Origin of the sequence: Snodgrassella alvi (assembly GCF_040741455.2) — a bacterium.
GTDB classification, from domain to species: domain Bacteria; phylum Pseudomonadota; class Gammaproteobacteria; order Burkholderiales; family Neisseriaceae; genus Snodgrassella; species Snodgrassella alvi_E.
In genome coordinates this window covers 459033-484524 of record NZ_CP160328.2, presented here as the reverse complement: position 1 = coordinate 484524, position 25492 = coordinate 459033, and the positions used below count along the sequence as shown (strand labels likewise).

At 42.7% G+C, this 25492-nt stretch carries 18 protein-coding genes, 1 tRNA gene and 1 pseudogene; 13 read left to right on the top strand and 7 right to left on the bottom strand.

Features of this window, described 5'->3' with window-relative positions:
• Positions 1-648 precede the first annotated feature (648 nt).
• The 10 genes and pseudogenes from ABU615_RS02300 to ABU615_RS02255 all read left to right on the top strand — a co-directional run bounded on the left by ABU615_RS02300 (position 649) and on the right by ABU615_RS02255 (position 15894).
• Positions 649-2421 (top strand): ShlB/FhaC/HecB family hemolysin secretion/activation protein, encoded by a 1773-nt coding sequence (locus tag ABU615_RS02300; protein WP_370389125.1) that lies wholly within the window; start codon positions 649-651, stop codon positions 2419-2421.
• 67 nt (positions 2422-2488) lie between these two features.
• The gene (locus tag ABU615_RS02295) at positions 2489-10363 is read left to right on the top strand and encodes a hemagglutinin repeat-containing protein (RefSeq protein WP_370389124.1); all 7875 of its coding nucleotides are present in this window, start codon (positions 2489-2491) and stop codon (positions 10361-10363) included.
• An 8-nt stretch (positions 10364-10371) separates the two neighbouring features.
• A complete protein-coding gene (locus ABU615_RS02290; RefSeq protein ID WP_369608317.1) occupies positions 10372-10884 on the top strand; it encodes a hypothetical protein in 513 nt (170 codons plus the stop codon).
• Positions 10885-10965: 81 nt separating this feature from the next.
• A complete protein-coding gene (locus tag ABU615_RS02285; protein WP_369608316.1) occupies positions 10966-11403 on the top strand; it encodes a hypothetical protein in 438 nt (145 codons plus the stop codon).
• Between the two features lie 53 nt (positions 11404-11456).
• Complete coding sequence (locus ABU615_RS02280; protein WP_370389123.1) at positions 11457-11978, top strand: hypothetical protein; 522 nt, start codon at positions 11457-11459, stop codon at positions 11976-11978.
• 169 nt (positions 11979-12147) lie between these two features.
• Positions 12148-12312 (top strand): annotated as a pseudogene (locus ABU615_RS02275) (hemagglutinin repeat-containing protein); the annotation flags it as partial.
• 21 nt (positions 12313-12333) lie between these two features.
• Positions 12334-14235 (top strand): hypothetical protein, encoded by a 1902-nt coding sequence (locus tag ABU615_RS02270; RefSeq protein WP_370389122.1) that lies wholly within the window; start codon positions 12334-12336, stop codon positions 14233-14235.
• Between the two features lies 1 nt (position 14236).
• Entirely contained in the window at positions 14237-14503 is a 267-nt protein-coding gene (locus ABU615_RS02265) for a hypothetical protein (protein WP_367418517.1), read from the top strand.
• Between the two features lie 473 nt (positions 14504-14976).
• The gene (locus ABU615_RS02260; protein WP_370388083.1) at positions 14977-15405 is read left to right on the top strand and encodes a hypothetical protein; all 429 of its coding nucleotides are present in this window, start codon (positions 14977-14979) and stop codon (positions 15403-15405) included.
• A gap of 237 nt (positions 15406-15642) precedes the next feature.
• Positions 15643-15894 carry a hypothetical protein gene (locus tag ABU615_RS02255; protein WP_370388082.1) on the top strand — a complete coding sequence of 84 codons (252 nt, stop codon included), beginning with the start codon at positions 15643-15645 and terminating at the stop codon, positions 15892-15894.
• 131 nt (positions 15895-16025) lie between these two features.
• Here ABU615_RS02255 and ABU615_RS02250 read toward each other — a convergent pair whose 3' ends face one another.
• The 4 genes from ABU615_RS02250 to yaaA form a co-directional block, all read right to left on the bottom strand.
• The gene (locus ABU615_RS02250) at positions 16026-16175 is read right to left on the bottom strand and encodes a DUF2321 domain-containing protein (RefSeq protein ID WP_370389121.1); all 150 of its coding nucleotides are present in this window, start codon (positions 16173-16175) and stop codon (positions 16026-16028) included.
• 58 nt (positions 16176-16233) lie between these two features.
• A complete protein-coding gene (locus tag ABU615_RS02245; RefSeq protein ID WP_367418514.1) occupies positions 16234-16389 on the bottom strand; it encodes a DUF2321 domain-containing protein in 156 nt (51 codons plus the stop codon).
• A gap of 130 nt (positions 16390-16519) precedes the next feature.
• A tRNA-Ser gene (locus tag ABU615_RS02240) sits at positions 16520-16610 on the bottom strand.
• 108 nt (positions 16611-16718) lie between these two features.
• Positions 16719-17501, bottom strand: coding sequence for a peroxide stress protein YaaA (gene yaaA, locus ABU615_RS02235; RefSeq protein ID WP_370389120.1), 783 nt, complete (start codon positions 17499-17501; stop codon positions 16719-16721).
• Positions 17502-17700: 199 nt separating this feature from the next.
• Between yaaA and ABU615_RS02230 the strand changes: the two genes are divergently transcribed.
• The 3 genes from ABU615_RS02230 to ABU615_RS02220 all read left to right on the top strand — a co-directional run bounded on the left by ABU615_RS02230 (position 17701) and on the right by ABU615_RS02220 (position 21293).
• On the top strand, positions 17701-18885 hold the full coding sequence (locus ABU615_RS02230; RefSeq protein ID WP_370387321.1) for an O-succinylhomoserine sulfhydrylase: 1185 nt from the start codon (positions 17701-17703) through the stop codon (positions 18883-18885).
• 146 nt (positions 18886-19031) lie between these two features.
• Positions 19032-19361 carry a thioredoxin TrxA gene (gene trxA / locus ABU615_RS02225; protein WP_100140927.1) on the top strand — a complete coding sequence of 110 codons (330 nt, stop codon included), beginning with the start codon at positions 19032-19034 and terminating at the stop codon, positions 19359-19361.
• A 693-nt stretch (positions 19362-20054) separates the two neighbouring features.
• On the top strand, positions 20055-21293 hold the full coding sequence (locus tag ABU615_RS02220; RefSeq protein ID WP_369608306.1) for an MFS transporter: 1239 nt from the start codon (positions 20055-20057) through the stop codon (positions 21291-21293).
• A 116-nt stretch (positions 21294-21409) separates the two neighbouring features.
• Here ABU615_RS02220 and ABU615_RS02215 read toward each other — a convergent pair whose 3' ends face one another.
• The 3 genes from ABU615_RS02215 to aroA form a co-directional block, all read right to left on the bottom strand.
• A complete protein-coding gene (locus ABU615_RS02215; RefSeq protein WP_370389119.1) occupies positions 21410-22798 on the bottom strand; it encodes a phosphomannomutase/phosphoglucomutase in 1389 nt (462 codons plus the stop codon).
• Between the two features lie 85 nt (positions 22799-22883).
• Positions 22884-23924, bottom strand: a complete 1041-nt coding sequence (gene ruvB, locus ABU615_RS02210; RefSeq protein WP_267407889.1) for a Holliday junction branch migration DNA helicase RuvB — start codon at positions 23922-23924, stop codon at positions 22884-22886.
• Between the two features lie 79 nt (positions 23925-24003).
• Positions 24004-25317 (bottom strand): 3-phosphoshikimate 1-carboxyvinyltransferase, encoded by a 1314-nt coding sequence (gene aroA / locus ABU615_RS02205; RefSeq protein ID WP_370389118.1) that lies wholly within the window; start codon positions 25315-25317, stop codon positions 24004-24006.
• Positions 25318-25492: the final 175 nt, after the last annotated feature.

Genomic DNA, 25492 nt, shown 5'->3' with positions numbered 1-25492 from the left:
TTTATGGCATATGGCTCATATTTTAGATAGGCAATCAAGAGATAATGCTAATATTGTTGCTAAAAATTAACAGTTCATTAATGCTAAAGTCTTTATCTGAAAATAATATTGAATAAAATTTGAATAAAAATATTTATTATATATATCATAATGTTATTATAATATTTATTTAATTTGTTAATATCATATATGCATATTAGTAGTAATTAAATAGACTAAATTCCAATGTTCTTAATAAAAATTAATATTAAAAAGCAATCATGACGATTATAATTTTTGGAAACTTTCTGAAAAAATTGTCTTCCTATTACTAATATTTTTACAGATTTGTCCATTATTGTAGTTGCAATAAACAGAAGTCTAACCTCAAGTAATTTTCTTTATAAATTATGTGGAAATAAAACAGTATTTGAAATCTTCAGACTAATTGCTTCATTTTTAGCATAGGGGCAGCATTCTACAACGCAATATTTTTATAAACCAGCCAGATTAAATGAATAAAAATCACCATAAAATTATATTCATTACTCTTTACTATCCATTCAAAGCCGAAAATACCAGCCTCATTATTAAAGGCAATATTGCCTATCTTTAGAGCTACATGGATCACAGGCAGTCATAATTTACTTTACATATTTAAAGAGCAAAATGTATCTACATAAAATCGTATTGCTTATCAATTTCTTGGCTAGTGGTCTTATAAGTGTTTACGCCTCTCCGGTATCAGAAGTAGCTTCCCGGCTGGACCGTCAGCAGCAACAGCAAATCATTCGTGAACAGCAGCGCCAGCAGCAGTTTCAGCAGCAAATGCAGCCTGAAGTAAATATTCGTCTACAGCCACAAGAAGAAAACCCAACACAGACAGACAAACTGATAACCAACGAAACCCCGTGTTTTGCCATCAACAGCATCACCCTGACAGGAGAAGAAGCCAGCCGGTTCCAGTTTGCCCTAAAAAAAGCGCAGCGCCAGAGCCAGTTTACCGCAGGCATGTGCCTAGGCAGCAAAGCCATCAACCAGATCATGACCTTGGCACAGAATGCCGTCATCGAACGTGGCTACACCACCACCCGTATTTTAGCCACACCACAGGATCTTACCAGCGGCACCTTACAGCTCAGCGTCATTCCGGGGCGAATCCATACCATCCGTTACAATTTAGACAATGCAGCAACCACCCACGTAGAGCGTATTCGCCGCATCCAGAACGAATTTCCAGCCAGAGCCGGAGACATCCTGAATCTGCGGCAGCTAGAGCAGGGACTAGAAAACCTGCGTCGCGTTCCCACCGCCGAAGCTGATATCCAGATAGTACCGGCTGAAGCACCGAACGAAAGCGACATCGTCATCAGCTGGTCACAACGAACCATTCCCTTTCGTATAAGTTTTAACGCAGACGATTCCGGCAGCCATTCCACAGGGCGTTATCAGGGAGGCGTCACATTATCAGCAGATAATCCATTAGGACTAAGTGATTTATTTTATATCAACTACAACCATGATTTAGGCAGCAAAGACAGTCAAATGGACAGCGATGGCAACCGTACCGGCAGCGGTACCCGTGGCTATGCACTGCATTACTCAATACCTTATGGCAACTGGCTGATAGCGTATAACCGCAACCATTACCGTTATCATCAGGCCGTAGCCGGATACAACGAAAACTACGACTACAACGGCAAAAGCGACAACAGCGACATCGGACTAACGCGGCTGCTGTATCGCGACAGCCACCGCAAAACCGACATCACCGCCAAATTATGGCGTCGGCAATCCCATAATTACGTAAACGATGCCGAAATCGAAGTACAGCAACGGCATACTGCCGGCTGGGCAGTCAACCTAAATCATCAAGAATACATAGGTAATGGCACCGTCAACATCGGATTAGGTTACCGCCGTGGTACCGGTGCCGATCACAGCCTGCGGGCACCCGAAGAAGAATTTGGCGAAGGCACATCGCGCATGAAAATCATCACAGCCGACATCGGCTACACGCAGCCATTCACCCTGGGCAGACAACGCCTCAGCTTCGACAGCTCCCTTCACAGCCAGTGGAACAAAACCCCCTTAATTACCCAAGACCAGCTTTCCATCGGTGGCCGTTATACCGTGCGCGGATTTGACGGCGAAGTCACCCTCATGGGAGAACGAGGCTGGTACTGGAACAACAACCTCAGCTGGCAATATCTAGGTACCCATCAGGTATATCTGGGGCTGGATATCGGCCACGTTGCCGGTCCCGCCACCGAAATGCAGCTGGGTAAAACACTAGCTGGTGCCGTTATCGGCTTCAAAGGCCAGATGAAAGCCGGCGGCCAGTGGTATTACGACATCTTTGCCGGCAAACCAATATATAAACCCCAGTACTTCCGTACCGCCAATACCACCGTTGGCTTCAGCCTCAACTATTCCATATAACACAATCAAACCACACATATCAGAACGCCGTTAGCCCAGGCTGTACGGCCGAATAACAGGAAAAATCATGAATAAAAACAGATACAAAGTCATATTCAACAAAAAAAGAGGAATTCTGGTTGCCGTAGCCGAAAACACCATCCGTGAAGGCAAAAGCACCGCAGACCGTAATCAAAGCGGCGGCACCATCTTCAGCAGCCTACTGGCTAGACTACCCGTATTAACCAGCTCCATCCTACTCGGATTAGGTCTATGCGTACTCATTAATCACTCTGCCATAGCCGCAGACATCCATGCCGACCCGTCTGCTCCCAAAAACCAGCAACCCACCATCCTCCAAACCGCCAACGGCATCCCGCAAATCAACATCCAGACCCCGAGCAAAGGCGGCGTATCCATCAACCAGTACCGGCAATTAGACGTCAACAAACAAGGAGCCATCCTCAACAACAGCCGTAAAAGCACCCAGACCAAACAGGCTGGGTGGATACAAGGCAACCCATGGCTGGCCAAAGGCGAAGCCGGCATCATCGTCAACCAAATCAACAGCAGCAATCCCAGCCGGCTCAACGGCTACATCGAAGTAGCCGGCCGACGAGCCGAAGTCATCATGGCCAACCCGTCCGGTATCAGCGTCAATGGCGGCGGCTTTATCAATGCTGCCGGCGTCACCCTAACCACCGGCAGACCCGTACTCAATAACGGCAGCCTGGACGGCTTTCAGGTACGGGGAGGCAACATCAGCATCAACGGACAGGGTCTGGACACAAGCGGCAGTGATTACACCAACATCCTGACCAAAGCAGCGCAAATCAATGCCGGCATCTGGGCAAATAAACTCAACATCAGTACCGGCAGTAATGACATCAATGCCCAAGGGCAGATCACCGCCAACGTAAACAACAATATATCGGACAAACAAAGCATAGCCATAGACAGCAGCAGCCTAGGTGGCATGTATGCCGGCAAAATCGTACTAATCAGCAACGACAAAGGCGTCGGCATCAACAATGCCGGCCAAATCTTTGCCGGAGCCGGAGGCGTCAGCATCAGTACCGATGGCAGACTGAGCAACAGCGGCAGCATCGTTGCCGCAGATAAAAACAGTAGCGCCGCAGAAGAGGCCACAGCAGCCATACATGCAGACAGCATCCGCAACAGCGGCACCCTGTCGAGCCAAGGCAAAATGCAATTACAAAGCCAGCAGCTAGACAACAGCGGTTTAATCACCAGTGCCGACGAATTAAACATCCGCAACCGGCAGCAACTGAGCAATCAGGGCGAAATCAACGGCGGCCGGCTCGACATCAGCAGCGGCAGCATCTACAACCAGCAGGGCAAAATCATCCAGAGCGGCCAGCAAAGCCTGAAACTGGATCTGAATAAACTGAATAACAGCAGCAACAGCCTGATCGGTTATGCACCATCAGAACCCCCAACCAGCAACAGCAGCGAATCAGCCACAACAGAACAGCCAGCCAGGCCGCAGAAACCGGCAGAAAACCAGGATACCCCCGTACCGACCATTGCCACAGGCGCAGGCCAGACCGAAGCAGCGGCGGGCACCCCCAAACAATTTGCCAGCGGCCAAATCATCAGCGAACAAGAAATTCTCAACGACAACGGCCAAATAATTGCCAATGGTGGCATCGACCTGAACGCACATAACGGCCTGACCAACCGTGGCACCCTCAACCTAAACAAATTACAAGTAAGCGGCGAACTGCTCGACAACCAGCAAGGAAAACTCAACACCGGCGAAGCCCGCATCAGCACAGGCCGGCTGGATAACCGCAGTGGTGAAATCAGCAGCAGAGGACCGTTCCAGTACACAGGCAAAGAACTGGACAACCGCAAAGGCCGGATCCAGTCGACGGAACAAATAGCCATAGAGGCAGAGAACACCGACAACAGTGATAGCGGCGTCATAGCGGCACAGAAACAACTGCAGCTACACAGTAGTGGGCAAATTGACAATAGCAAAGGCGGGCAGCTATGGAGTGGAGGAACTGCTGAAATACAAACGGCCAACCTAAATAACAATAGTGGCGCCATCGATAGTGACAGTCTGCAACTGAAAGCGGATAGCATAAATAATCAGCTGGGGGCTATTCGCAGCGTCAACGCCCAGCAGCTTACCGTAACCAATCAGCTTAATAACCATACCGGCCAGATAGGCAGCAATGGTCAGCTCACCATTCAAGCCGGTAATATCGATAACACAGCGGGTAAAATCAGTGCTGCACAGCAAGCAGAAATTCACAGCAGCGGATTCAATAACCAACAAGGCACAGTAGACGCAGAAAACATAAAAATTAATGCTGACACACTAAATAACAACCACGGAGCCATACGTGCCAATGGAGAAACGCGCACCAGCATCAACCAAAGCCTGAACAACCAGCAGGGACAGATTAGCTCGCAAAAAGACGTTTATATCAGCGGTAACGCCTTGCAAATAGATAACAGCCAGAACGGACAAATCATTGCCGGCCAGAATCTTACCCTGCAAGCACAAAATCTGAATAACCCGGGCACCATTGCCGCCGGCCACGATGCAGAAATCGCATTAACAGATAACTTCAGCGTCGATGCAGACATCACCGCCGGTCACAACCTGACTATCAGCAGCCAAGGGACGATCAGCAACAGCCATACCCTTAGTGGCGGCGACAGCGTGCGTCTGCAGGCAGCCGATATCGACAATCAGGCCAGCGGCACCATTCAGAGCAACAATCAAACCGAATTACAGGCACAAAGCAAAATCACCAACCGTGGCCTGATAAACAGCAACGGCACCACACTAGTACAGTCCGGAAACAGCATCAACAACATCGGCACCGGCCGCATCTATGGCAACCATGTCGCCATTGGCAGCCATGATTTATACAATCAGGAAGAAACCAGCGGCACCGAAACCAAAGCAGCAGTGATAGCCGCACGCCAGCGGCTGGACATTGGTGCAACTGATATCGTTAACAAAGAACACGCCCTGCTTTCCAGCGAGGGTGACATCGCCATCGGTGGCAGCCTAAACCAACAGCATCAGGCTGTGGGCATGGCAGATAATCTGCTCAACAGCAGCGCGCGCATCGAAGCGCAGGGAAATGGCAACATCGCCGTACGGCAACTACAGAATCTGAATAATCATTTTGCTGTAGAAGAATATCTCGACAACAGTAAAAAAATCTTCCAGATACAAGAAAAAGGCAATCCAGCAATCTGGGTAGATGGTGTGGATGGAAAATTCAAAAAAGGAAAAAAAGAACTCAGTTTCAAATTCAATGACGGCACCAATAAAAAATGGAAAAAATACTCAGCTAAAGACGTAAAATGGTGGGACTATAAAAGTGATACCTACAAACAGCGTGTCACCGAAAGCCAGCCAGCAGAAATCATCATCGGCGGCGACCTAACCATCAGTGGCGAACACTGGGTCAATAACAACAGCCGTATCATCATCGGTGGCAATCTGACCGGTGGTGACAGCCTCAATCTGGAAAACCAAGAAACCAAAGGCCAGCAGCGGGTTGAAAATCATGGTCAACAGGGCGGATACAAATATAAAAATCCCAAACTGGGCTCCGGTAAAATTAAAAAAACAGGCGAAAAGCCATATAACGAAACCATCATAACCAGCCATGAATTTGACACACCAGTAAGCGTTGTACAGCAACATGCCGGCATCAGTGCCAATCAAGGCAAAGCCGAACAGGCAAAAACAGGCAATCAGCTGCAACCACAGGATAAAGCGCAGACACAGACAGAAAACCACAACCAAAGCATCCAAAGTCTCAGCCGCTTCAATACCAACTTGCCCAACAGCAGCCTGTACCACATCAATCCCACCAACAGCGGCTATTTGGTTGAAACCGATCCAGCGTTCACCAACATGAAAAAATGGCTCGGCAGCGACTACATGCTCAGCGCATTAGGGCAGAACCCAGACAGAATGCAAAAACGGCTGGGTGATGGCTATTACGAACAAAAACTGATAAACGAACAGATAGCACAGCTTACCGGCTACCGCCGGCTGGAAGGCTACAGTAATGACGAAGAGCAGTACAAAGCACTCATGAATGCCGGCATCAGCTTTGCACAGCAGTTTCACATCACCCCCGGTGTCGCATTAAGTGCCGAGCAAATGGCACAGCTTACCAGCGACATGGTGTGGCTGGTCAACCAGACCGTCACCCTAGCCGATGGCAGCCAGCAGACCGTACTCGTACCCAAAATCTACCTGAAAGTACGTGATAACGACGTGACCACAGCCGGCGCACTAATCAGTGCGCACAACATCAACCTGCAAAACAGTGGCAACATCAACAATCAGGGCAGCATTGCCGGCCAGAACATCCTCAGTCTGGGGGCACAGAATATTGACAATAGTGGCATGCTTAGCGGCAGCAAAGTAGCCCTTACCGCCAATGACAGCATCAATTTCAACGGCGGATCCGCAGTAGGTAAGGACCTACTCAGCCTCAAGGCCGATAAAATCAACCTCAACACCACCACAGCCAGCTATGGCGATGAACGCAACGGTGGTACCGTTATCGACCGCACCGCTGGGCTGTATGTCACCGGAGACAAAGACGCTGTTCTCAGCGTAGCCGGTACCCACGGCATCACTACCCGTGGCGCCAGCATCGTCAACAATGCAGATAATGGCACTACACAGCTCAGCAGCAGTGCCGGTAGCATCGACCTCAATACCGTTACTACCCGCCGCGACATGACAGACGGCAGCAGCAGCGACAAAAACCACTGGATAAACCACTATCAAAACGAAAACGGCACCAGCATCAGTGCTGCCGGTGATATACAAATACAGGCTGCAGACCAGTTCAACATCCGGCAGGGCGACATCAACAGCGAAAACGGCAACGTCAGCCTGCACGGCAAAAACGGTGTCAATATCATAGAAGGGCGTCAACAGACCGAGCTAGACCACTCCGTCTACATCAAATCCAGCGGCCTAATGTCCAAAAAAACCAGTCTTGACCAATCGCGGGCCAACTATGATGAAGCTGTAGGCAGCAATATCACCGGCGCCAAAGTCAGCATCAGTAGTGATCAAGATATTAACATCCGTGGCAGCAACATCATCTCCGATAATGGCACAGTGCTGAAAGCCGGCCAGGATGTTAACATCACAGCGGCGTCCAACCAGTATCAAGATCAGGAATACCACAAAGAAACCAAATCCGGCCTAATGGGTAGTGGCGGCATCGGCTTTAGCATCGGGAAACAGAAAGAAACCGATGACACCACCAGCCGCCGCACCATCCACAGCGGCAGCAGCGTTGGCAGCCTCAACGGAGACACCACCATTGTAGCCGGCAACCACTATACCCAAACCGGCAGCAGCGTTTCCTCCCCGCAAGGTAACGTAAACATCATAGCCAAACAGATAGACATCAACGCAGCCGAAGACCAGTACAGCCGAGACAACATCCATACCTTCGAAAAAAGCGGCCTTACCGTAGCCGTCAACGTACCCATAGTCAATGCCATCCAAACAGCCAGCACCGCCGTAAATCGCATAGGCGAAAGCAAAAACGCGCGCGTCAACGCCATGGCAGCCTTCAATGCCGGCGTAGACTTGTATAAAGCCGGCAATGCCGCCGCCGACCTGGCCAACAATCCACAAAACGCCACCAATGTCAGCGTCAGCATCACCGTAGGCCAGCAAAAAAGCCGCAGTGAAACCCACAGCCGCGACAGCGTCGCCGCCGCCAGCCAGATTAATGCCGGTGGTGAAGTCAACCTACTGGCAACCGGAGCCGGACAGGATTCCAACATCAACATCATTGGCTCAGATGTCAATGGCAAACAAGGTACACACTTACAGGCAGACAACGAAATCAACCTGCTGGCGGCCGAACAAAACCACAGCGAGCGCAGCAGCAACAAATCCAGTGGCTGGAATGCCGGTGCCACCATCGGCATTGGTTCAGGTGGTCCAAAGTTAGGTATTACTGCCGGAGTGAATGCCGGCAAAGGACATGGCAATGGCGACGAAACCAGCTACCGCAACAGCCATATCGGAAGCAGCAGCGGCAACACCAGCCTCACCAGCGGCGGAGCCACCAACATCAAAGGCGCACAGGTAGCAGGTAAAGGCGTACAGATTGATGCAGCCGAACTAAATATCGAAAGCTTGCAGGACACCGCCAAATACAACAGCAAACAGCAGAATATCAGCGGGCAGGTCACCGTAGGCTATGGCGCCTCTGCCTCTGCCAGCTTCAGTAAAAGCAAAATCAAAGCCGATTATGCTGCTGTAACAGAACAAAGCGGCATCATTGCCGGTGACAACGGCTACCAGCTCAACATCAAAGGTAATACCGACCTCAAAGGTGCCATCATCACCTCTACAGCAGCAGCCGAAGCGGCAGGCAAAAACCAAGTAATTACCGGCAGCCTGACCAGTAGTGATATTCATAATCATAGTGATTACAGTGGTAGCAGTATTGGTATCGGTGCCAGTGGCAGCGTTAGTGGATCAACACTGGGACAAAAACAGCCTACTAGTAATGACAAGATTAACCTGGCTAATCAGGGGGAAACGGGTGCCAGCAAGTCCCTTGGCTTCGGACACGATAGTGGCCATAGCAGCAGTACCACCCACAGCGGCATCAATACTGGCAACATCATCATTACAGATGCTGCTGCCCAGCAGCAGAAAACCGGCACAAGCGTAGCCGAAACCATAGCCGGAATTCATACCGATACCAGCAGCGACAACTATGCGGATAAAGCCGGCTACCTGAGCAACAACTTTGACAAAGACAAAGTTCAGAAAGAGCTGGATACACAGCGTGAAGTCACACAGGAATTCAGCGCCAATATACAGGCTACCTCAGCAATGATAAACAGCAAAAAGGATAGCCTGAAAGAAAAACTGAAAGACGAAAACCTGACCTTATCAGAGCGGGAACAATACGAAAAAGAACTGTCGCAATGGAACACAGGCGGCTTACTGCTGAATGCCATCGGAGCAGGATTGGCCGCACCAACCAATAGCGTAGGGGGCATATTGGCAGCCACAGCCAGTCCGGTGGTTTCCTATCAGATAGGCCAATACTTTAAAGGCAAAGATGCTGAAGGCAGCACAGCCCATCTGGTGGCACATGCAGTATTAGGTGCAGCGGTAGCGGCAGCAGGAGGGAATGATGCATTGGCAGGAGCATTGGCGGCAGGAGGATCAGAGGCGATAGGTCCAGTGGTATCGAAATGGCTGTATGACAAAGAACCAAAGGATTTAACGGCAGAAGAGAAAGCAACTGTGTCAGCAATATCAGGACTGGCAGGAGCGGCTACGGGAGCGGTAGCGGGTGGAAGTATGGCAGATACAGCGCAGGGTAATCAGGCTGCGCATACGGCTGTGGATAATAACCTAAACAATAATGATTGGCCTTATTTTGGGACTACTCCTGAAAAAACTAGAAAGCAAAATAATGAACTTAAGGAAAAGTTAAAAAATCAATACGGCACAAATGTTAAAAAACTAGTTGAAGATATCGAAGCAGGTAAAATTCCTTTGAATAAAATGGTTGCAGATTATTTGTATACAATAAATAAAAATTCTGATTTAGTGGTTAACTTGCCTGAAAATAAAGTAATAAGCATTGTTTTACCTAAAAATGCAAAGAATGGGGCTTGGGATCAAAATCCAGCAGTATCAAATGAAGAAAAATGGACAGGACATGTCCCATATTCACATTATGAAGATTGGGGAGTATTCGGTCATGTTACTATTAGTAGAGATAAGATTAATAAGCAAAAAATCCGATATATTGATGATAGCTATGATTTTGAAATGCATAATGGTTTAAAATCGATTCCCAGAAACATTGAAACATGGATAGGTTCTCCAGGTAAGGGTACAAGTTATAAAATCCATATAAAAAGCAAACCAAATGTAATTTATAGTAAATAAGGAAAAAAATGAATTGGTTTTGGAAACATAAAATATTTACCATATTTATGCTATTATTGTTTTTAATAGTTGGATATATCATTTGGTTTGTATTTTTATTTACTGGAATAACTGATGATAAATATGGAAAATATATATTTAGATCCGATTATTATGGAGATTCTGTTTTCGAATATGAACTTTTGGATGATAGTGATATCCATAATTATGTATATGTTCATGCACTTGTTCATGATTATATAAAAGAAGGAGAAGATATATTCTTTACCTATGTAAATGGTACTTTTGATGAAGGATTTTGCTATTACGATAATAATTTATATTTGGGTAAAATAAATCTAAAAAAAAATAAATTAGAAAATAATATAAATATTCATCTATACCCTAAAACATATAAATTATTATCTGATTTAAGTTCGTCAGAAAAAAAATGGTTAAATACTTATTCTCATAAATGTCCAGAAAGAAAAATAGATAGCAAAGATAGAATGAAAGGTAAAGATGTCGGAATAGTAATTTAATGGGGCGGGAGGATAATATAACAATTAATGGCCAAAAAACTATGACCCATAAAACCACGCAAATACCCATTCATGAAATTAATGGCAAACGCTACTTTAACTATGGAGGTAAGAAATACTATGCAGATCCGTTTAAGTAAAACAAAGTTAGTAATTCTGACAGTCCTTAGTCTGTTATTAGAAGGGTGTAGTATATCGGACTGGTATAACGGTTATTATGCTGAAGAGGCTGCGATTATCAAAGGCCAAAAAGATAGGAATGCTTATTATGATGCTGAGTCTGCGCAAATGAAAGAGCTGAGAAAAAACAATGATGCCTATTGCACTGAATTAGCAGAAAAGCCGGAAAATCGGGAAGCAAGAGCTGGATATCCAAATGGGGTATTTAATACTCCTATGTATGATGGTTGTATGAAAGATCGTGGGACACCAACGTATGAAGCCTACATGTCAATGCAGGCAAAGAAACGTCGTGCTGAGCGCAGGGCGCAAGGTGAAATAGTTCCTGAAAACCAATAAGACATGTAATTACTAAGTTGTTTTACCTATAGCTAATTAACGGGCGTCAGTGTATGAGAACGACAGCAAATACTCTGATGCCTTTTACTATACCGATAAATACCCCTAGACCATTTAGCCAAAGAATAAATCAAGCATTTCCCCAAGCAGACATTTTCTTAATTATGAAGGTAAAAAACGTCATGCAGTACTACCGCCCAAGTAAAAAACGCTTATTAATTGTGACAGGAATCAGTCTGCTAGTAGGTGGTTGCAGTATATCGGACTGGTATAACGGTTATTATGTGGATAGGTCATCATGGAAAAGCTATCAGAAAGATAGTGATGCTTATTATGATGCTGAGTCTCCGCAAATGAAAGAACTGAGAAAAAAAAATCAAGACTATTGTCTAGAGCTGGCAAATAAGCCGGAAAATCGACTTCAAGAAAAAGGTTACCCAAATGGTGTATGGAATCAACCTTTGTTTGAAAGGTGTATGGAAAATCGCGGAACACCCACGTTTCAAACCTATCAATCGAATCAATCAAAGAAAGAAAAAGCTGAGCGTAGAGCACGAGGTGAAATAGTCCTTTAATTAAGATTGCTGCTACCATACAGAGTATCGTTAGCGACGTGTAAGGGCTAGACAGTAAACGTCGCCTGATTAAACCGCCGATGAAAAGGAACTAGGCCATTTATCTGCACTAACCCACCTTAATACAGGTGGGTTTTTTATGTGAAAAAGATATTATGGTTAATGCGAGATCACCGCAGGTGCCAACTGCGGCAAAGGACATGGCAACGGCGACGAAACCAGCTACCGCAACAGCCACATCGGCAGCAGCAGCGGCAACACCAGCCTCACCAGCGGCGGAGCCACCAACATCAAAGGCGCACAGGTAGCAGGTAAAGGCGTACAGATTGATGCAGCCGAACTAAATATCGAAAGCTTGCAGGACACCGCCAAATACAACAGCAAACAGCAGAATATCAGCGGGCAGGTCACAGTAGGCTATGGCGCATCCGCATCCGCCAGCTTTAGTAAAAGCAAAATTAAAGCCGATTATGCTGCTGTAACAGAACAAAGCGGCATCATTGTCGGTGACGATGGCTACCAGCTCAACATCAAAGGTAATACCGACCTCAAAGGTGCCATCATCACCTCTACTGCAGCAGCCGAAGCGGCAGGCAAAAACCAAGTAATTACCGGCAGCCTGACGAGCAGCGATATCCAAAATCATAGTGATTATAGTGGTAGCAGTATTGGTATCGGTGCCAGTGGCAGCATTAGTGGATCAACACTGGGACAAAAACAGCCTACTGGTAATGACAAGATTAATCTGGCTAATCAGGGGGAAACGGGTGCGAGCAATTCCCTTGGCTTCGGACACGATAGTGGCCATAGCAGCAGTACCACCCACAGCGGCATCAATACGAGCAACATCATCATTACGGATGCTGCTGCTCAGCAGCAGAAAACCGGCAAAAGTGTAGCCGAAACCATAGCCGGAATTCATACCGATACCAGCAGCGACAACTATGCGGATAAAGCCGGCTACCTGAGCAACAACTTTGACAAAGACAAAGTTCAGAAAGAGCTGGATACACAGCGTGAAGTCACACAGGAGTTTGACCAAAATCGTCAAGAATTACGCAATATCTTGCATAAAATCGCCGATAATAAACGCCAACAGGCAGAAAATATTCGTAAGGACAACTATATAGACGGCAAAAATGGTTATAACACTAACGAATCACTGGCACTGGAAGGGAGTGCCGATAAATGGGACAAAGCCGCCTTCTATACAGATATGATATTAGGTACGGTTTATGGGTATGGTAATACTGCTGCACTGGTTTATGCAGATGGCGACGCTATTATTGACCCCGCAGTTAGAGCAGCCAGAAGACCAATACAGATATGGAATGTAACCTGTGCACAAGATGGTTTATATTGTTCCAATAACAGTTACGATAACAAGAAAACCAGACCGATAGATGCAGAAAGTCCCTATGCAGAAATAGGGAATAAAAGACAGATATTTGATATAAATGAAATCAAACCTGGACAGAACACAGGTGTAATAACCATATCCAATCCTGGCATACTCAACCCTTTAAATGATGCATTAAAAAATGCGGTTAAGCAGAACTTGTGGGAAACAGGAGCAGATGGTATCTATGTAGTTGCCAATCCGCCAACCAGCAACTTTTTATCAGAAGGAGTATATGCATTTTATGATAAAGTGAATGATTTGGGCGGTAGCCACCTGCCTTTGACCAATTCAGAGAAAGCAAATATATTACTTTATGAGTATGCCAAAGAAAAAGGCTATAAAATAGACCTAAGTAACCACAGTCGTGGTGGGATGACGGCAAGTAATGCGCTACAGTATGCTAATCGAAATGGATTAACCGGCATACCAATAAGAGAAGCAAGATTTTACGGTACAGCAACTAATGTACAACAGTATGCAGACCAGTTATTGATAAATGGTTATGAAGGAAGTAAAGCTTATTCAGCAGTGCATTACACAGATTTTGTAGGTAGAAGTCCACTGCTATTGTTCCGTAGTCGGTATACGATAGGAGGTAATCCACCTACAGGTGGTGTAGAAGATAAACCGTTTATGTATTCGCACAGTAGTTATTTCAGAGAAAAACCAAAAGATGTTTTGGTAGATGAAAAAGGAAGAAATATTGATAAAGATGGGAATCTGACAGGAACGAAGACAAACGAAAATCCTTACAATAAAGAATTTAAAGAAAAATGGAAGTATGGCCCAAATCATAATATAAACAAAGATAATCCATCTATACCTATTTTAGTTAAACCTAAGGGAGTAAAGTGAAATGGAGCTTATTAAAAAAATAATATTAATAAATATCTTATGTCTTGGGATGTCAGGGTGTTACGAATCCGTTGTTCGTTTTTGGAATGGGCCAGGATGGGATACGTGGTCAAAGGAAAAGAATACAGCATTTCATGATTGCTTTATAGAGTTGCGATCACTTCCTCGTCCTAAAAATGAATATATAGGTTCAAAAGAAATGCAGGATTGGCTAAGTAATGTGTATGGTCCTGCTGAAGATGCATGCATGAAAAGAAAAGGGTTTTAATTTTAAAAAAATTTCTTAAAAAATATAAATTAAATTCAGTTTTAATCATAGCTATAATTTGTTTATTTTGTTATACAAAAGTAGTTTATTTACATCAAATATTCAGAAATAGCTTAAATAGTAACTAATCAGCGGGCGCCAGTTTATCAAAATGATAGCATATATACTGGTGCCTTTTATTGTATTAGCGCAAATGACATAGGCCACATACGCTGTGCACAAAGCAGGTAAACTTTCAGTTACTTTAAACTAAATTAGAGAATATGGGAATATTAATTTGCTTGAACGGCAGGGTTAGATGATTATATTAGACAGATATGTGGTTAAGTTCTTCTGCTAAGGGGATAAGTTACAAGATACATATTAAAAGTAAACCTAATATAATTTATAGCAAGTAAGGAACGAATATGAAAAGGCATTGGATACATATTATAACTAGCATATTTTGTATTTTTTGCTTAGGTTTAATTTTAATGAGTATATATTGGTTGTTATTTATTTTTGATAAAATAACTGATTATAATTACGGTAATTATACTTTTAGATATGATTATTCTAGAGATGATGCATATTTTGAGTATGAATTAATTGATCATAATATATATAATAAAAACATAACAAAGTCTGATGCAAGAAACTATTCTCTTGTAAAAAATTACTATAAAAAAAATAATAATATTTTTTTTTCATACATTAATGGTGATTATTATGATGGATATTGTTATTATGAATCTAAGTTATATTTTGGCAAGATTGATTTAGAAAGAAATATTTTACAAGATAATATAAGTATTAATAAATATTCAGAAACTTACAAAAAATTATCAAATTTAAATGTAACACAACAAAAATGGTTAAATTCTCCTAAAAATAAATGTCCTCAAACTATTAGATTAAAGTGATATAGAAAATTGGTTTAATTTGTTTGATTAATAATAGATAAAGATGCAAGCCACCTCTTATAAAAAACTTTAAGCATATAAAACCGTGCTAATACCAATACATAAAGTTAATGGTAAACGCTATTTTAACTATAGAGGTGAGAAATACTATGCAGACCCATTCAAATAAAACAAGGTTAGTGATTATGACAGTCCTTAGTCTGGTATTAGAAGGGTGTAGTATATCGGACTGGTATAATGGCTATTATGTCGAGCGAGCAGCGGTTAAGGAAGGGCAAAAAAAGTGATGCTTATTATAATGCTGAATCGCCGCAAATGAAGGAGCTGAGAAGTAAAAATGATGCTTATTGCACAGAACTATCGGAAAAGCCGGAAAATCGAGTAGCAAGAATAGGATTTCCAAATGGTGTATGGAATCAAACCATGTACGAACAATGTATGGAAAAAAGAAGAACACAACCTACGGAGCTTACGTCTCAGAGCAGGTGAAAAAAAGAGATGCTGAGCGCAGGACAAGGGGAGGAATAGTCTTGTAAAATACTTGAAGAAAAGTCCACGACACCAAGTCTTCGTAGTAACGGCTTGATGTGATTAGAATACCTAGCTAGAGCTGTTCAGCCTCAAATTGCCTTCTTGGCTACTTCGCTTAATATATCAATAACAATGTCACGCACGCCAGAAGCGATTGGTGTTCCAACTTTGCTCATTACATGCTTGAAGCGAAACAACGCAACTTGCAATTTTGAACTATTTTTCGTCAGTTCTGCCAAATCGGAACGGAACTGTTGCAATTCTTCGGGGGAAAAGCAGCCTGAACGCTTGTATTGGCTACCTAAGTAAGAATAATACGCCTTCAATTTGGTAGTAACACAGTATCGATGAACTGCAATTCGGGCATTGTGTAATGGTTGCATCGCCATATTGCGCACCGAATGCTTCTCTACATTCGGGATAAACGTCTGCTGCGGTAGTTGCAAATGTCAATTCGGGCAGGCCTGTATAAATCGAACTGTTGCCATAATTTCTTGTAACGACAACGCTCGTTTAGTTTTGGCTTTACAGTAGTTAAATAGGCTAAAAGATTCTTAGTAACGAGTTTATTATATTTATTATTTGGCGGAAGCGGTGAGATTCGAACTCACGGAGGGCTATCAACCCTCGACGGTTTTCAAGACCGTTGCATTAAACCGCTCTGCCACGCTTCCGTCTTTGAAGATGCGCATATTAGACGATAAATGCGCATTTGCCAAGTTTTTTTATCTTAATAATTTACTGTTATCTTCTAAATCATTATTTTTATTTTTAATTAAATTTTATAAGTGATGTATTTCATCCCGTAGGAATATCCATTCTTTATCTGTAGATGATGCTTTGTCGAAATAGTAGCCTTCACAATCGAAATTTTTAAGTTGCTCTGGTTCACTCAGTTCGTTTTGGGCAGCATAGCGCACAAATAAACCCCGTGCACGCTTGGCATAAAAGCTGATTATTTTATAGGTACCGTTTTTCTGGTCTTTGAAAACGGGTGTAATTACAGGTGCAGATAATTTTGATGGCTGAATGGCTTTGGAATACTCCTGTGACGCCAGATTAATTAATACTTTGTCGTGAGCAGCCTGCATATTTTTTTCTACTGTATGGGTAATAGTGTTTCCCCAGAATGCATATAAATCCTTACCGTGTTCATTTGCCAGTTTGGTGCCCATTTCCAGCCGATAAGGCTGAATTAGATCCAGAGGCTTTAATAAACCATACAAACCGGAAAGTATACCTAGATGTAGTTGTATATAATTTAAAGCTTCAGGGGATAATGTAGTGGCATCAAGGCCTTCATAAACATCACCATTAAACAAATATACTGCTTGTTTTGCATTTTCTAGAGTAAAAGGAGGCTGCCAGTCATTAAAACGCTCGGCATTCTGCACTGCAAGTTTGTCCGAAATACCCATTAATTCGGCGATATCATGCGGAGCCAGCTGTTTTAATACTGGTATTAATTGTCTGGCCTGTGTCAGTAGCTCAGGTTGGGTATGTTTGCGAGTTAAGTTTACTTTTTTTTCATTCAGTTTTTTTGCAGGTGAAATCACAAAGTACATATTTTTTCCTTTTGCCGAGCTATAACTGTGAATATGAGAATTCTGTATTCCAGAGTTTAGAAATTTAGCTGTATATACTGGTGTGGGAAGTCTGGTACAAAGAATACTACATTCCTGAATCTGATTAGCTGGTTATTTGCATAATCCTAAAAAAAACGGCACAATTCTTTACTCATATTTATAGATTAACTTAATTATTATGTCTACATTGCATCTGCACCCAGAAACTATTGCGATCAGGGGTGCTAAGGAACAAACAACATATAATGAGCATAATTCTGCTTTGTTTTTAACCAGTAGTTTTATGTTTGATAGTGCTGAGGCCGGTGCGGCTCTATTTGCTGGTTCAGTACCGGGTTATACCTATACTCGTACCAATAATCCAAATGTTGCCGCTTTTCAGGCACGAGTAGCTCAGCTGGAGCAGGCTGAAGCTGGTTTGGCAGCTTCTACAGGAATGGCTGCTATTAACGCCGTTTTTTTGGCCTTGTTGAAAGCCGGTGATCATCTGGTTGCTAGTAAAAGTTTGTTTGGTACCACAATAGGTTTACTGAATAATATTCTGCCTCGTTTTGGCATTGAAGTAACATTGGTTAGCCAAACTGATACTGATGAATGGCAGGCAGCTATGCGTCCTAATACGCGTATGCTGTTTGTGGAAACACCATCTAATCCGCTAAATGAATTGGCTGATATTGGAAAACTAGCAGAAATTGCGCACACTAATCAGGCTTTGCTGGTGGTGGATAACAGTTTTCTTTCTCCCGCATTACAGCAACCTTTGGCTCTGGGCGCTGATATTTCCGTACAATCTGCTACTAAAGCAATTGATGGCCACGGGCGAGTGATGGGTGGCGTAATTTGTGGCAGTGAAGCCTTGATTAATGAAATTTTTCAGCACGTACGTACTACTGGGGAGGTGCTGTCACCTTTTAATGCGTGGGTGTTGCTAAGTGGATTGGAAACATTATATGTCCGCATGGAAAAACAATGTGCTAATGCATTAGAAGTGGCTCAGTTCCTGTCTACGCAACCACAAGTAGTGGCTGTTCATTACACTGGGCTGGCAAATCATCCTCAAAAAGCTTTGGTGCGCAAGCAGCAGCAGGGTGGCGGTATAGTGGTAGCTTTTGAAGTAAAAGGTGGAGAGCAGGCAGCATGGCAGGTGATTGATGCTTTAACGTTGTTTAGTAAAACGGGTAATCTCGGAGATGTAAAATCTACTGTGACGCATCCATGGACGACTACGCATGGTCGCATGACTCCTGAAGCTAAACTAGATGCAGCTATTCAGCCTGGATTGATTCGTTTATCGATTGGACTAGAACATGCGGTGGATTTAAAGGCTGATCTAGCCAATGCTCTGAAAATGATTACTATGTAATACAATAATAGTATAATTTTCAGAAGTATATTTGAGAACTAATGCGTGTGTAGAGTTGTATTCATCCTTGGGTATAATTCATCTATTGCAATGATAGACGATTGGCTATATGGTATATAGACAATGTGATAATAAAGGAAACCATAATGAGTAGTGATTTAATTGTTCATATAGGCGATGGAAATTTTGCAAATGAAGTTTTACAGTCAGATGTCCCAGTATTGTTGGATTTTTGGGCACCATGGTGCGGTCCATGTAAAATGATTGCCCCGATATTGGACGATTTGGCTGCCGAATATCAGGGGAAGTTGAAAATTGTAAAGCTAAATGTAGATGAAAATCAGGAAACGCCAGCAAAATTTGGAGTTCGTGGTATTCCAACCCTTATGATTTTTAAAAATGGTTCCAGTGTTGCAACTAAAGTTGGTGCCTTGAATAAAGGGCAATTAGAAGCTTTTATTAATGCTTCTCTGTAGTTGTTAATTTCTGCTGTTTATTTATGTCCTTGAATAATAATAATGGTTTAAGTTTGTTTATTTGACTTATAAGAACTGCATTATTCAAGGACATAAATTTCTTCGACTTTGATTAGCCGGCGATATTTATTGATATATTTCAAACTAAAAATTGATTAGCCTTAATAGAACCAAGAATAGATTGAAATCAATTTTTAAATTTTTGTCATTTATTTATACTGTAGATAATAAATAATTTGATATTCGCTTTAATCAAATAGTTTTTTTGTATAATTTGACTTGATAGCAATTAAATTTAAGAAATTTATAAAACTTTGATTATTTATTTTTAATATCCTTAAAATAACGAAAATTATAATAAAAATTATACTATCTTAGTTGTCTATTAAGTGTAAAAACATTGTAAACATATTAATGCATTTTAGTTAAATATGATTATATATGTTAAATATATTCGAATATATTTTTGGAATATCATTTTATTGGCATTTTATTTTACTGATAATGTTTAATTTGAATTAATATTCAATTTTATTGTTTAAATAAATGTAATTTTAGCGTTTTCTTTCTTTTTTGGCGCATGAGTTAACTTTATTGTTCAAGCATGCTGGCTTTTGTTAGAATGATTTTGTGATATTTCATTCGTAATTAAACGAAAGCGAGAGCGCTATGAATCAAGAATCAAGAGCCTCAGTGTCTCCTCCCAGTGGTAAAGAATCCAATCTATTAAATAAAACATTTGTGATAGCTTGGTTAATCTGTGCCATTTTCTATTTTGTCCAATATGCATTGCGTTCTGCACCCAGTATTATGCAGACAGAAATAATTGCCACTTTGAAAATAAGTAAAGTTGAAATGGCCGGTATTATTGGCCTGTATTTCTATTCTTATGCTTTTTTTGCGCTGGTATCCGGTGTATTGTTGGATCGAATTGGGCCACGTTTTACAGCTTCATTGGGTATTATTTTAGTTGCTATTGGATGTGTGCTGTTTTGCTCGGGTACAGTAATTACTGCTCAGAGTGGACGTTTCCTTCAAGGTGCGGGTTCTGGGCTAGCTTTTACCAGTGCAGTATTTTTAGCTACACGCGGTTTTCCCAAAAAATGGCTGGCTACTGCCGTTGGTATGACACAATGCTTTGGTATGCTGGGCGGTTTTATGGGGCAGGCTGTAGTCTCTCCAATTATAAAAAATCAGATTTTGACCTGGCAGATGTTCTGGATGGTGGCCGCTGGTGTGCTGGCAGTAATATTCTTTGCTTCAGTGTTCATTACTCCACGTACACGGGAAGGAAAAATTGACTGGACTGGGCTCAGCCATCCTTATTTGGTAGTGCTGAAAAACCCTCAATCGTATATCTGTGCCTTTATTGGGGCTATGATGTTCTTGCCTACTAATGTGGGAAATATTGCCTGGGGTAATCAGTTTTTACAAGAGGGTCTGAGCGCCAGTAGTGATGTGGCGTTGCGTTTGGCTATGGTACCTTTAGGCTGGGTGGTTGGTTGTCCAGTTCTGGGCTATTTATCAGATGTAATCGGACGCCGTAAACCTGTTGTAATGGGTAGTATAATTGCTATGGGCATTACCGGTGGTCTGATTGTGTATTTGCCTAATGCGATGCCCCCTTATATTATGGGTTTTCTATTTGGGGTTGCTTCAGGCGCTGCTATGATCCCTTATACTATGATTAAAGAAGTTAATCCAGATGAAGTGAAGGGTACGGCTACAGGTGTGATTAACTTTTTCGTATTTGTTATTAGTGCGATTATGACAAATCTTTTCAGCATATTGATTGATCATTTGGCTGGGGCTGAAGGTCAGTTGAATCTGAAAGTTTTCCAGAATGCTGATATCGTGTTTGTAGTCGGATTAATTCTAGCTTTTATTATGACGATATTCGTTCGTGAAACCGGCAGTAAGGCAAAAGGTTAATTGATTCTGCTGTGTTGTAGATATTTTATCTATTCCCAAAACGGCTACCAAAATGGTAGCCGTCTGTGTTTTTAAAATCGGGCAATCTATATATATATATAGGAATTTTAACTTGTTTATACCCATTCTAAATCAGGATTTTGTGCTATTACAGCTTTGAATTGAGCAATAATGCTGTCCAGAGCTTGCTGATCATCCGCCTCAAAACGCAGGACTAAAACAGGTGTGGTATTAGATGCGCGCATTAGTCCGAAGCCGTTTTTAAACTCTATTCTTAATCCATCAATGGTAATGCGTTTTACTTCTCCGCTGAACTCAGCTGTTTTAGCCAGATTGGATATGATTTCGTGTCCTGATTGACCGGCAGGTACGGCAATGTTAATTTCAGGCGTAGATATACCTTCAGGTAAGGCATTTAAAACCGCGGATGGATCTTCTGTAGCGGATAATATTTCCAGTAACCGAGCACCGGCGTATAAGCCATCATCAAATCCTAACCAGCGTTCTTTAAAAAATACATGGCCACTCATTTCACCAGCAAGCAATGCACCGTGTTCTTTGATAGCGGCTTTAATAAAGCTATGTCCGGTTTTACTCATGATGGCTTCACCACCATGTTGTTCAATCCACGGTTTTAATAATCGGGTTGATTTTACATCATAGATAATTTTCGCTTTAGGGTTTCGAGTTAGTACATCAGCAGCAAACAACATTAGCTGCCGGTCTGGATAGATGATTTGGCCATCTTTGGTGACTACACCTAAACGATCACCATCACCGTCAAAAGCCAGTCCTATTTCAGCGTCGCTGCTGTGTAATGCTTGAATTAAATCCTGCAGGTTAGCTGGCTTGGCAGGATCAGGATGATGATTAGGAAAATGGCCATCTACTTCGCAGAATAATTCTTTCACCTCACAACCAAGCGCACGATACAAGTCACCTGCATAGGCTCCGGCTACGCCGTTTCCCGCATCAATTACGATTTTCATTGGGCGCTTAAGCTGTACCTGATTGCTTATGTAAGTAATGTATTCTCTTGCTATAGGCAAAGGAACCACATTGCCACTATGTTCTGCATTGGCAGCAAGTTGTTCGGACTCAATTATTGTGCGTAATGTTTGTATATCGTCGCCGGCAAGCGTGGTGCCAGCTAGCATCATTTTAAAACCATTATAATCTGGTGGATTATGACTTCCGGTGATCATGATGCCGCTGCCATGACAATGCTCTACTGCGGCAAAATACAGCATGGGTGTAGCTACCATTCCTACATCAATTACGTTGATACCACAGGCAGTGATGCCTTGAATCAAGCTAGCTGCCAGTATTGGACCTGAAAGCCGGCCGTCACGGCCAAGAGCAATCTGGCTGATGCCTTTGCTTAGTGCTACTGTGGCTATGGCGCGGCCAATCAGTTCAGCTGTATCTTTGTTTAAAGACACATCAACTACACCGCGGATATCATAGGCTTTGAATATGCTTGCATCTATCTGATTTGAAGTCATGAGTATTTTCCTGAATAATTGTGCTCAGTTAATCTGAGTTAGGTCTGATGCTGGTATGGCTGATTCGTGCAATGTATTTTGGGAATCAGGTTTTATTGGTTGGAGCTGGTAGGCCAAAATGGCTGTAGCTAAGTTCTGTTGCCATGCGTCCGCGAGGTGTACGTTGTAAAAAACCCTGCTGAATTAAATAGGGCTCTATTACATCCTCTATGGTATCGGTTGATTCGCCGATTGCTGCTGCAATATTGTCAAGACCTACTGGTCCACCAGAAAATTTATAGAGAATCGCTTCAAGATATTTGCAATCCATTACATCAAGACCAGATTGATCGATATCCAGCATTTTTAACGCAGCATCTGCAATTTCTGCATTGATTTTTCCTTCATGTTTTACTTCGGCATAATCGCGTACGCGGCGCAACAGGCGATTAGCAATGCGAGGTGTGCCACGGCTGCGTCTGGCAATTTCAGCTGCACCTGTATTGTCGATATGAAGTTGTAATAGCTGTGCAGAACGGGTCACAATTGTTGTTAAGTCATTATTATTGTAAAACTCTAGACGAGAAACGATACCGAAACGATCGCGCAATGGATTTGTAAGCATCCCTGCGCGCGTGGTGGCGCCTACCAGTGTGAAAGGAGGCAAGTCTATTTTCACCGAACGTGCTGCCGGCCCTTCACCAATCATGATGTCTAATTGGTAGTCTTCCAGTGCGGGATACAGTATTTCTTCTACTACAGGATTTAAGCGATGAATTTCATCTATAAAAAGAACATCGTGTGGCTCGAGATTAGTCAGAATGGCAGCGAGATCGCCTGCGCGTTCCAGCACAGGGCCTGATGTCTGGCGCAAACTTACGCCAAGCTCATGGGCAATGATATGAGCAAGAGTAGTCTTGCCCAAACCAGGTGGGCCAAATAAAAGGGTGTGATCCAGTGCCTCTTTTCGTATTTTGGCTGCCTGTATAAAAATAGAAAGCTGTTCTTTAGCTTTGTGCTGGCCGATATAGTCTGTTAATGCGCGCGGCCGTAATGCACGCTCCAGCTGCTCTTCCTGAGCGGAGACAGTTTGCGGGCTGATAACCCGCTGTGGTTTTGCACCGGAAAGTTGGTCTGTTTGTAGCATGGCTGAATAAAAAATTAAATTATAGCAATATTGGCTTAATGCCAAAGTTAATCGAAACAGACAAGATAAAATTTAGATTTTAAACAGGTGTGCACATGCTGGCAAAAATTTTGAAATAATTGGGAAAGGTTTTATTAACGCACTGAGGATCATCGATATAGACCGACGTTCCCAAAAGACTGACTAATGAAAAGCACATTGCCATGCGATGATCATCATAGGTACTGATATGTATATCGGATTGTAATGTAGTTGGTGGTGTAATGCTGATACTGTCTTCAGTTTCGATTATTTTAGCGCCAAGTTTGCGCAATTCTGTTGCCATGGCTGAAATGCGATCAGTTTCTTTAACACGCCAACTGGCAATATTTCGAATGCGACAGGTATTTTTACAGGCCAGTGCAATGATGGCCAAAGTCATGGCTGCATCTGGAATATGATTGGCATCAATGTCAAATGGTAAGATTTCTTGCTCAGGTGAACGGGATATTTCTATAAATTGGTTTCCCCAGCTAACACGTGCTCCGATTTTTTCAAGTTCATGTACAAAAGCTATATCTCCTTGAATACTATTGGCATCTATGCCATTTACGCGTATGGGTTGGCCAGATAAAAGTCCGGCTGCGAGGAAATAGGAAGCACTTGATGCATCACCTTCAACAAATAATTCTTCTTGAGCATGGTAATGTTGACCTGCCGGTAGCTGAAATATCTGAAAATTTTTATGGGTTATTTGTACTCCGAATTGTTGCAACAATTTAAGAGTGATAGCGATATAGGGTTTTGAAATTAATTCACCTACTACTTTGATGGTATAAGCTTGTCCGGTTAAGGGTAAAGCCATCAGTAATGCTGTCAAAAATTGACTGGAGACATTACCTTTAATACTGAGGAGATGATTGGTCGGAGTTTGGGCTGGATATATTTGTAACGGTGGATAACCTGTTTTTCCTTTATATTCAATAATTGCGCCGGCTGTTTTTAACGCATCGACCAAGTCACCAATTGGGCGTTCATGCATACGTGCTACACCGTGTAAATAGTACTCCCCACCCAAAATTGCTAGTACAGCAGTTAAGGGTCTAAAAGCAGTGCCTGCATTCCCCAGAAATAATTCTGCTTGCTGTTGTGAAAACTTACCATTACATCCGTATATTCGCAGATTCAACCCTGATTCTTTTTCTGCAGTGGGTAGCTGCTCAATTTTAACACCCAATATTTTCAATGCATTCAGCATATGTAGAGTATCGTCAGAATCCAGCACATCGTATATTTCGCTTGTATTGTCCGCTAGAGCCGCCAGAAGCAAAGTTCGGTTGCTGATGCTTTTCGAACCGGGTAAGTTAATGGTAGAGGCATGACAAGTGCTGGATGTTAAATGCAGTGTATTCATTCAGGTATTAATAAATTTTCAGGATTAGTTTGCAAGTTTATCAGTTAATTGTGCGGGCGGATATGCTAAAAAAGAATGGATTTAGGCAAAGTTAAACATGAAAATGCATAATAAGTGGTTAAATATAAAACCAGTAAGTATTAGTTAGATTAGGTATAATATTAGACTTGTTAGT

Bases quoted from the DNA above. Each gene is read 5' to 3' on its own strand.
- ABU615_RS02300 (WP_370389125.1), top strand. From the start codon at position 649: ATGTATCTACATAAAATCGTATTGCTTATCAATTTCTTGGCTAGTGGT.
- ABU615_RS02255 (WP_370388082.1), top strand. From the start codon at position 15,643: ATGGCTATTATGTCGAGCGAGCAGCGGTTAAGGAAGGGCAAAAAAAGT.
- ABU615_RS02285 (WP_369608316.1), top strand. From the start codon at position 10,966: ATGGCAAACGCTACTTTAACTATGGAGGTAAGAAATACTATGCAGATC.
- ABU615_RS02265 (WP_367418517.1), top strand. From the start codon at position 14,237: ATGGAGCTTATTAAAAAAATAATATTAATAAATATCTTATGTCTTGGG.
- ABU615_RS02280 (WP_370389123.1), top strand. From the start codon at position 11,457: ATGAGAACGACAGCAAATACTCTGATGCCTTTTACTATACCGATAAAT.
- aroA (WP_370389118.1), bottom strand. From the start codon at position 25,317: ATGAATACACTGCATTTAACATCCAGCACTTGTCATGCCTCTACCATT.
- ABU615_RS02260 (WP_370388083.1), top strand. From the start codon at position 14,977: ATGAGTATATATTGGTTGTTATTTATTTTTGATAAAATAACTGATTAT.
- ABU615_RS02295 (WP_370389124.1), top strand. From the start codon at position 2,489: ATGAATAAAAACAGATACAAAGTCATATTCAACAAAAAAAGAGGAATT.
- ABU615_RS02290 (WP_369608317.1), top strand. From the start codon at position 10,372: ATGAATTGGTTTTGGAAACATAAAATATTTACCATATTTATGCTATTA.
- ABU615_RS02215 (WP_370389119.1), bottom strand. From the start codon at position 22,798: ATGACTTCAAATCAGATAGATGCAAGCATATTCAAAGCCTATGATATC.
- ABU615_RS02230 (WP_370387321.1), top strand. From the start codon at position 17,701: ATGTCTACATTGCATCTGCACCCAGAAACTATTGCGATCAGGGGTGCT.
- yaaA (WP_370389120.1), bottom strand. From the start codon at position 17,501: ATGTACTTTGTGATTTCACCTGCAAAAAAACTGAATGAAAAAAAAGTA.
- trxA (WP_100140927.1), top strand. From the start codon at position 19,032: ATGAGTAGTGATTTAATTGTTCATATAGGCGATGGAAATTTTGCAAAT.
- ruvB (WP_267407889.1), bottom strand. From the start codon at position 23,924: ATGCTACAAACAGACCAACTTTCCGGTGCAAAACCACAGCGGGTTATC.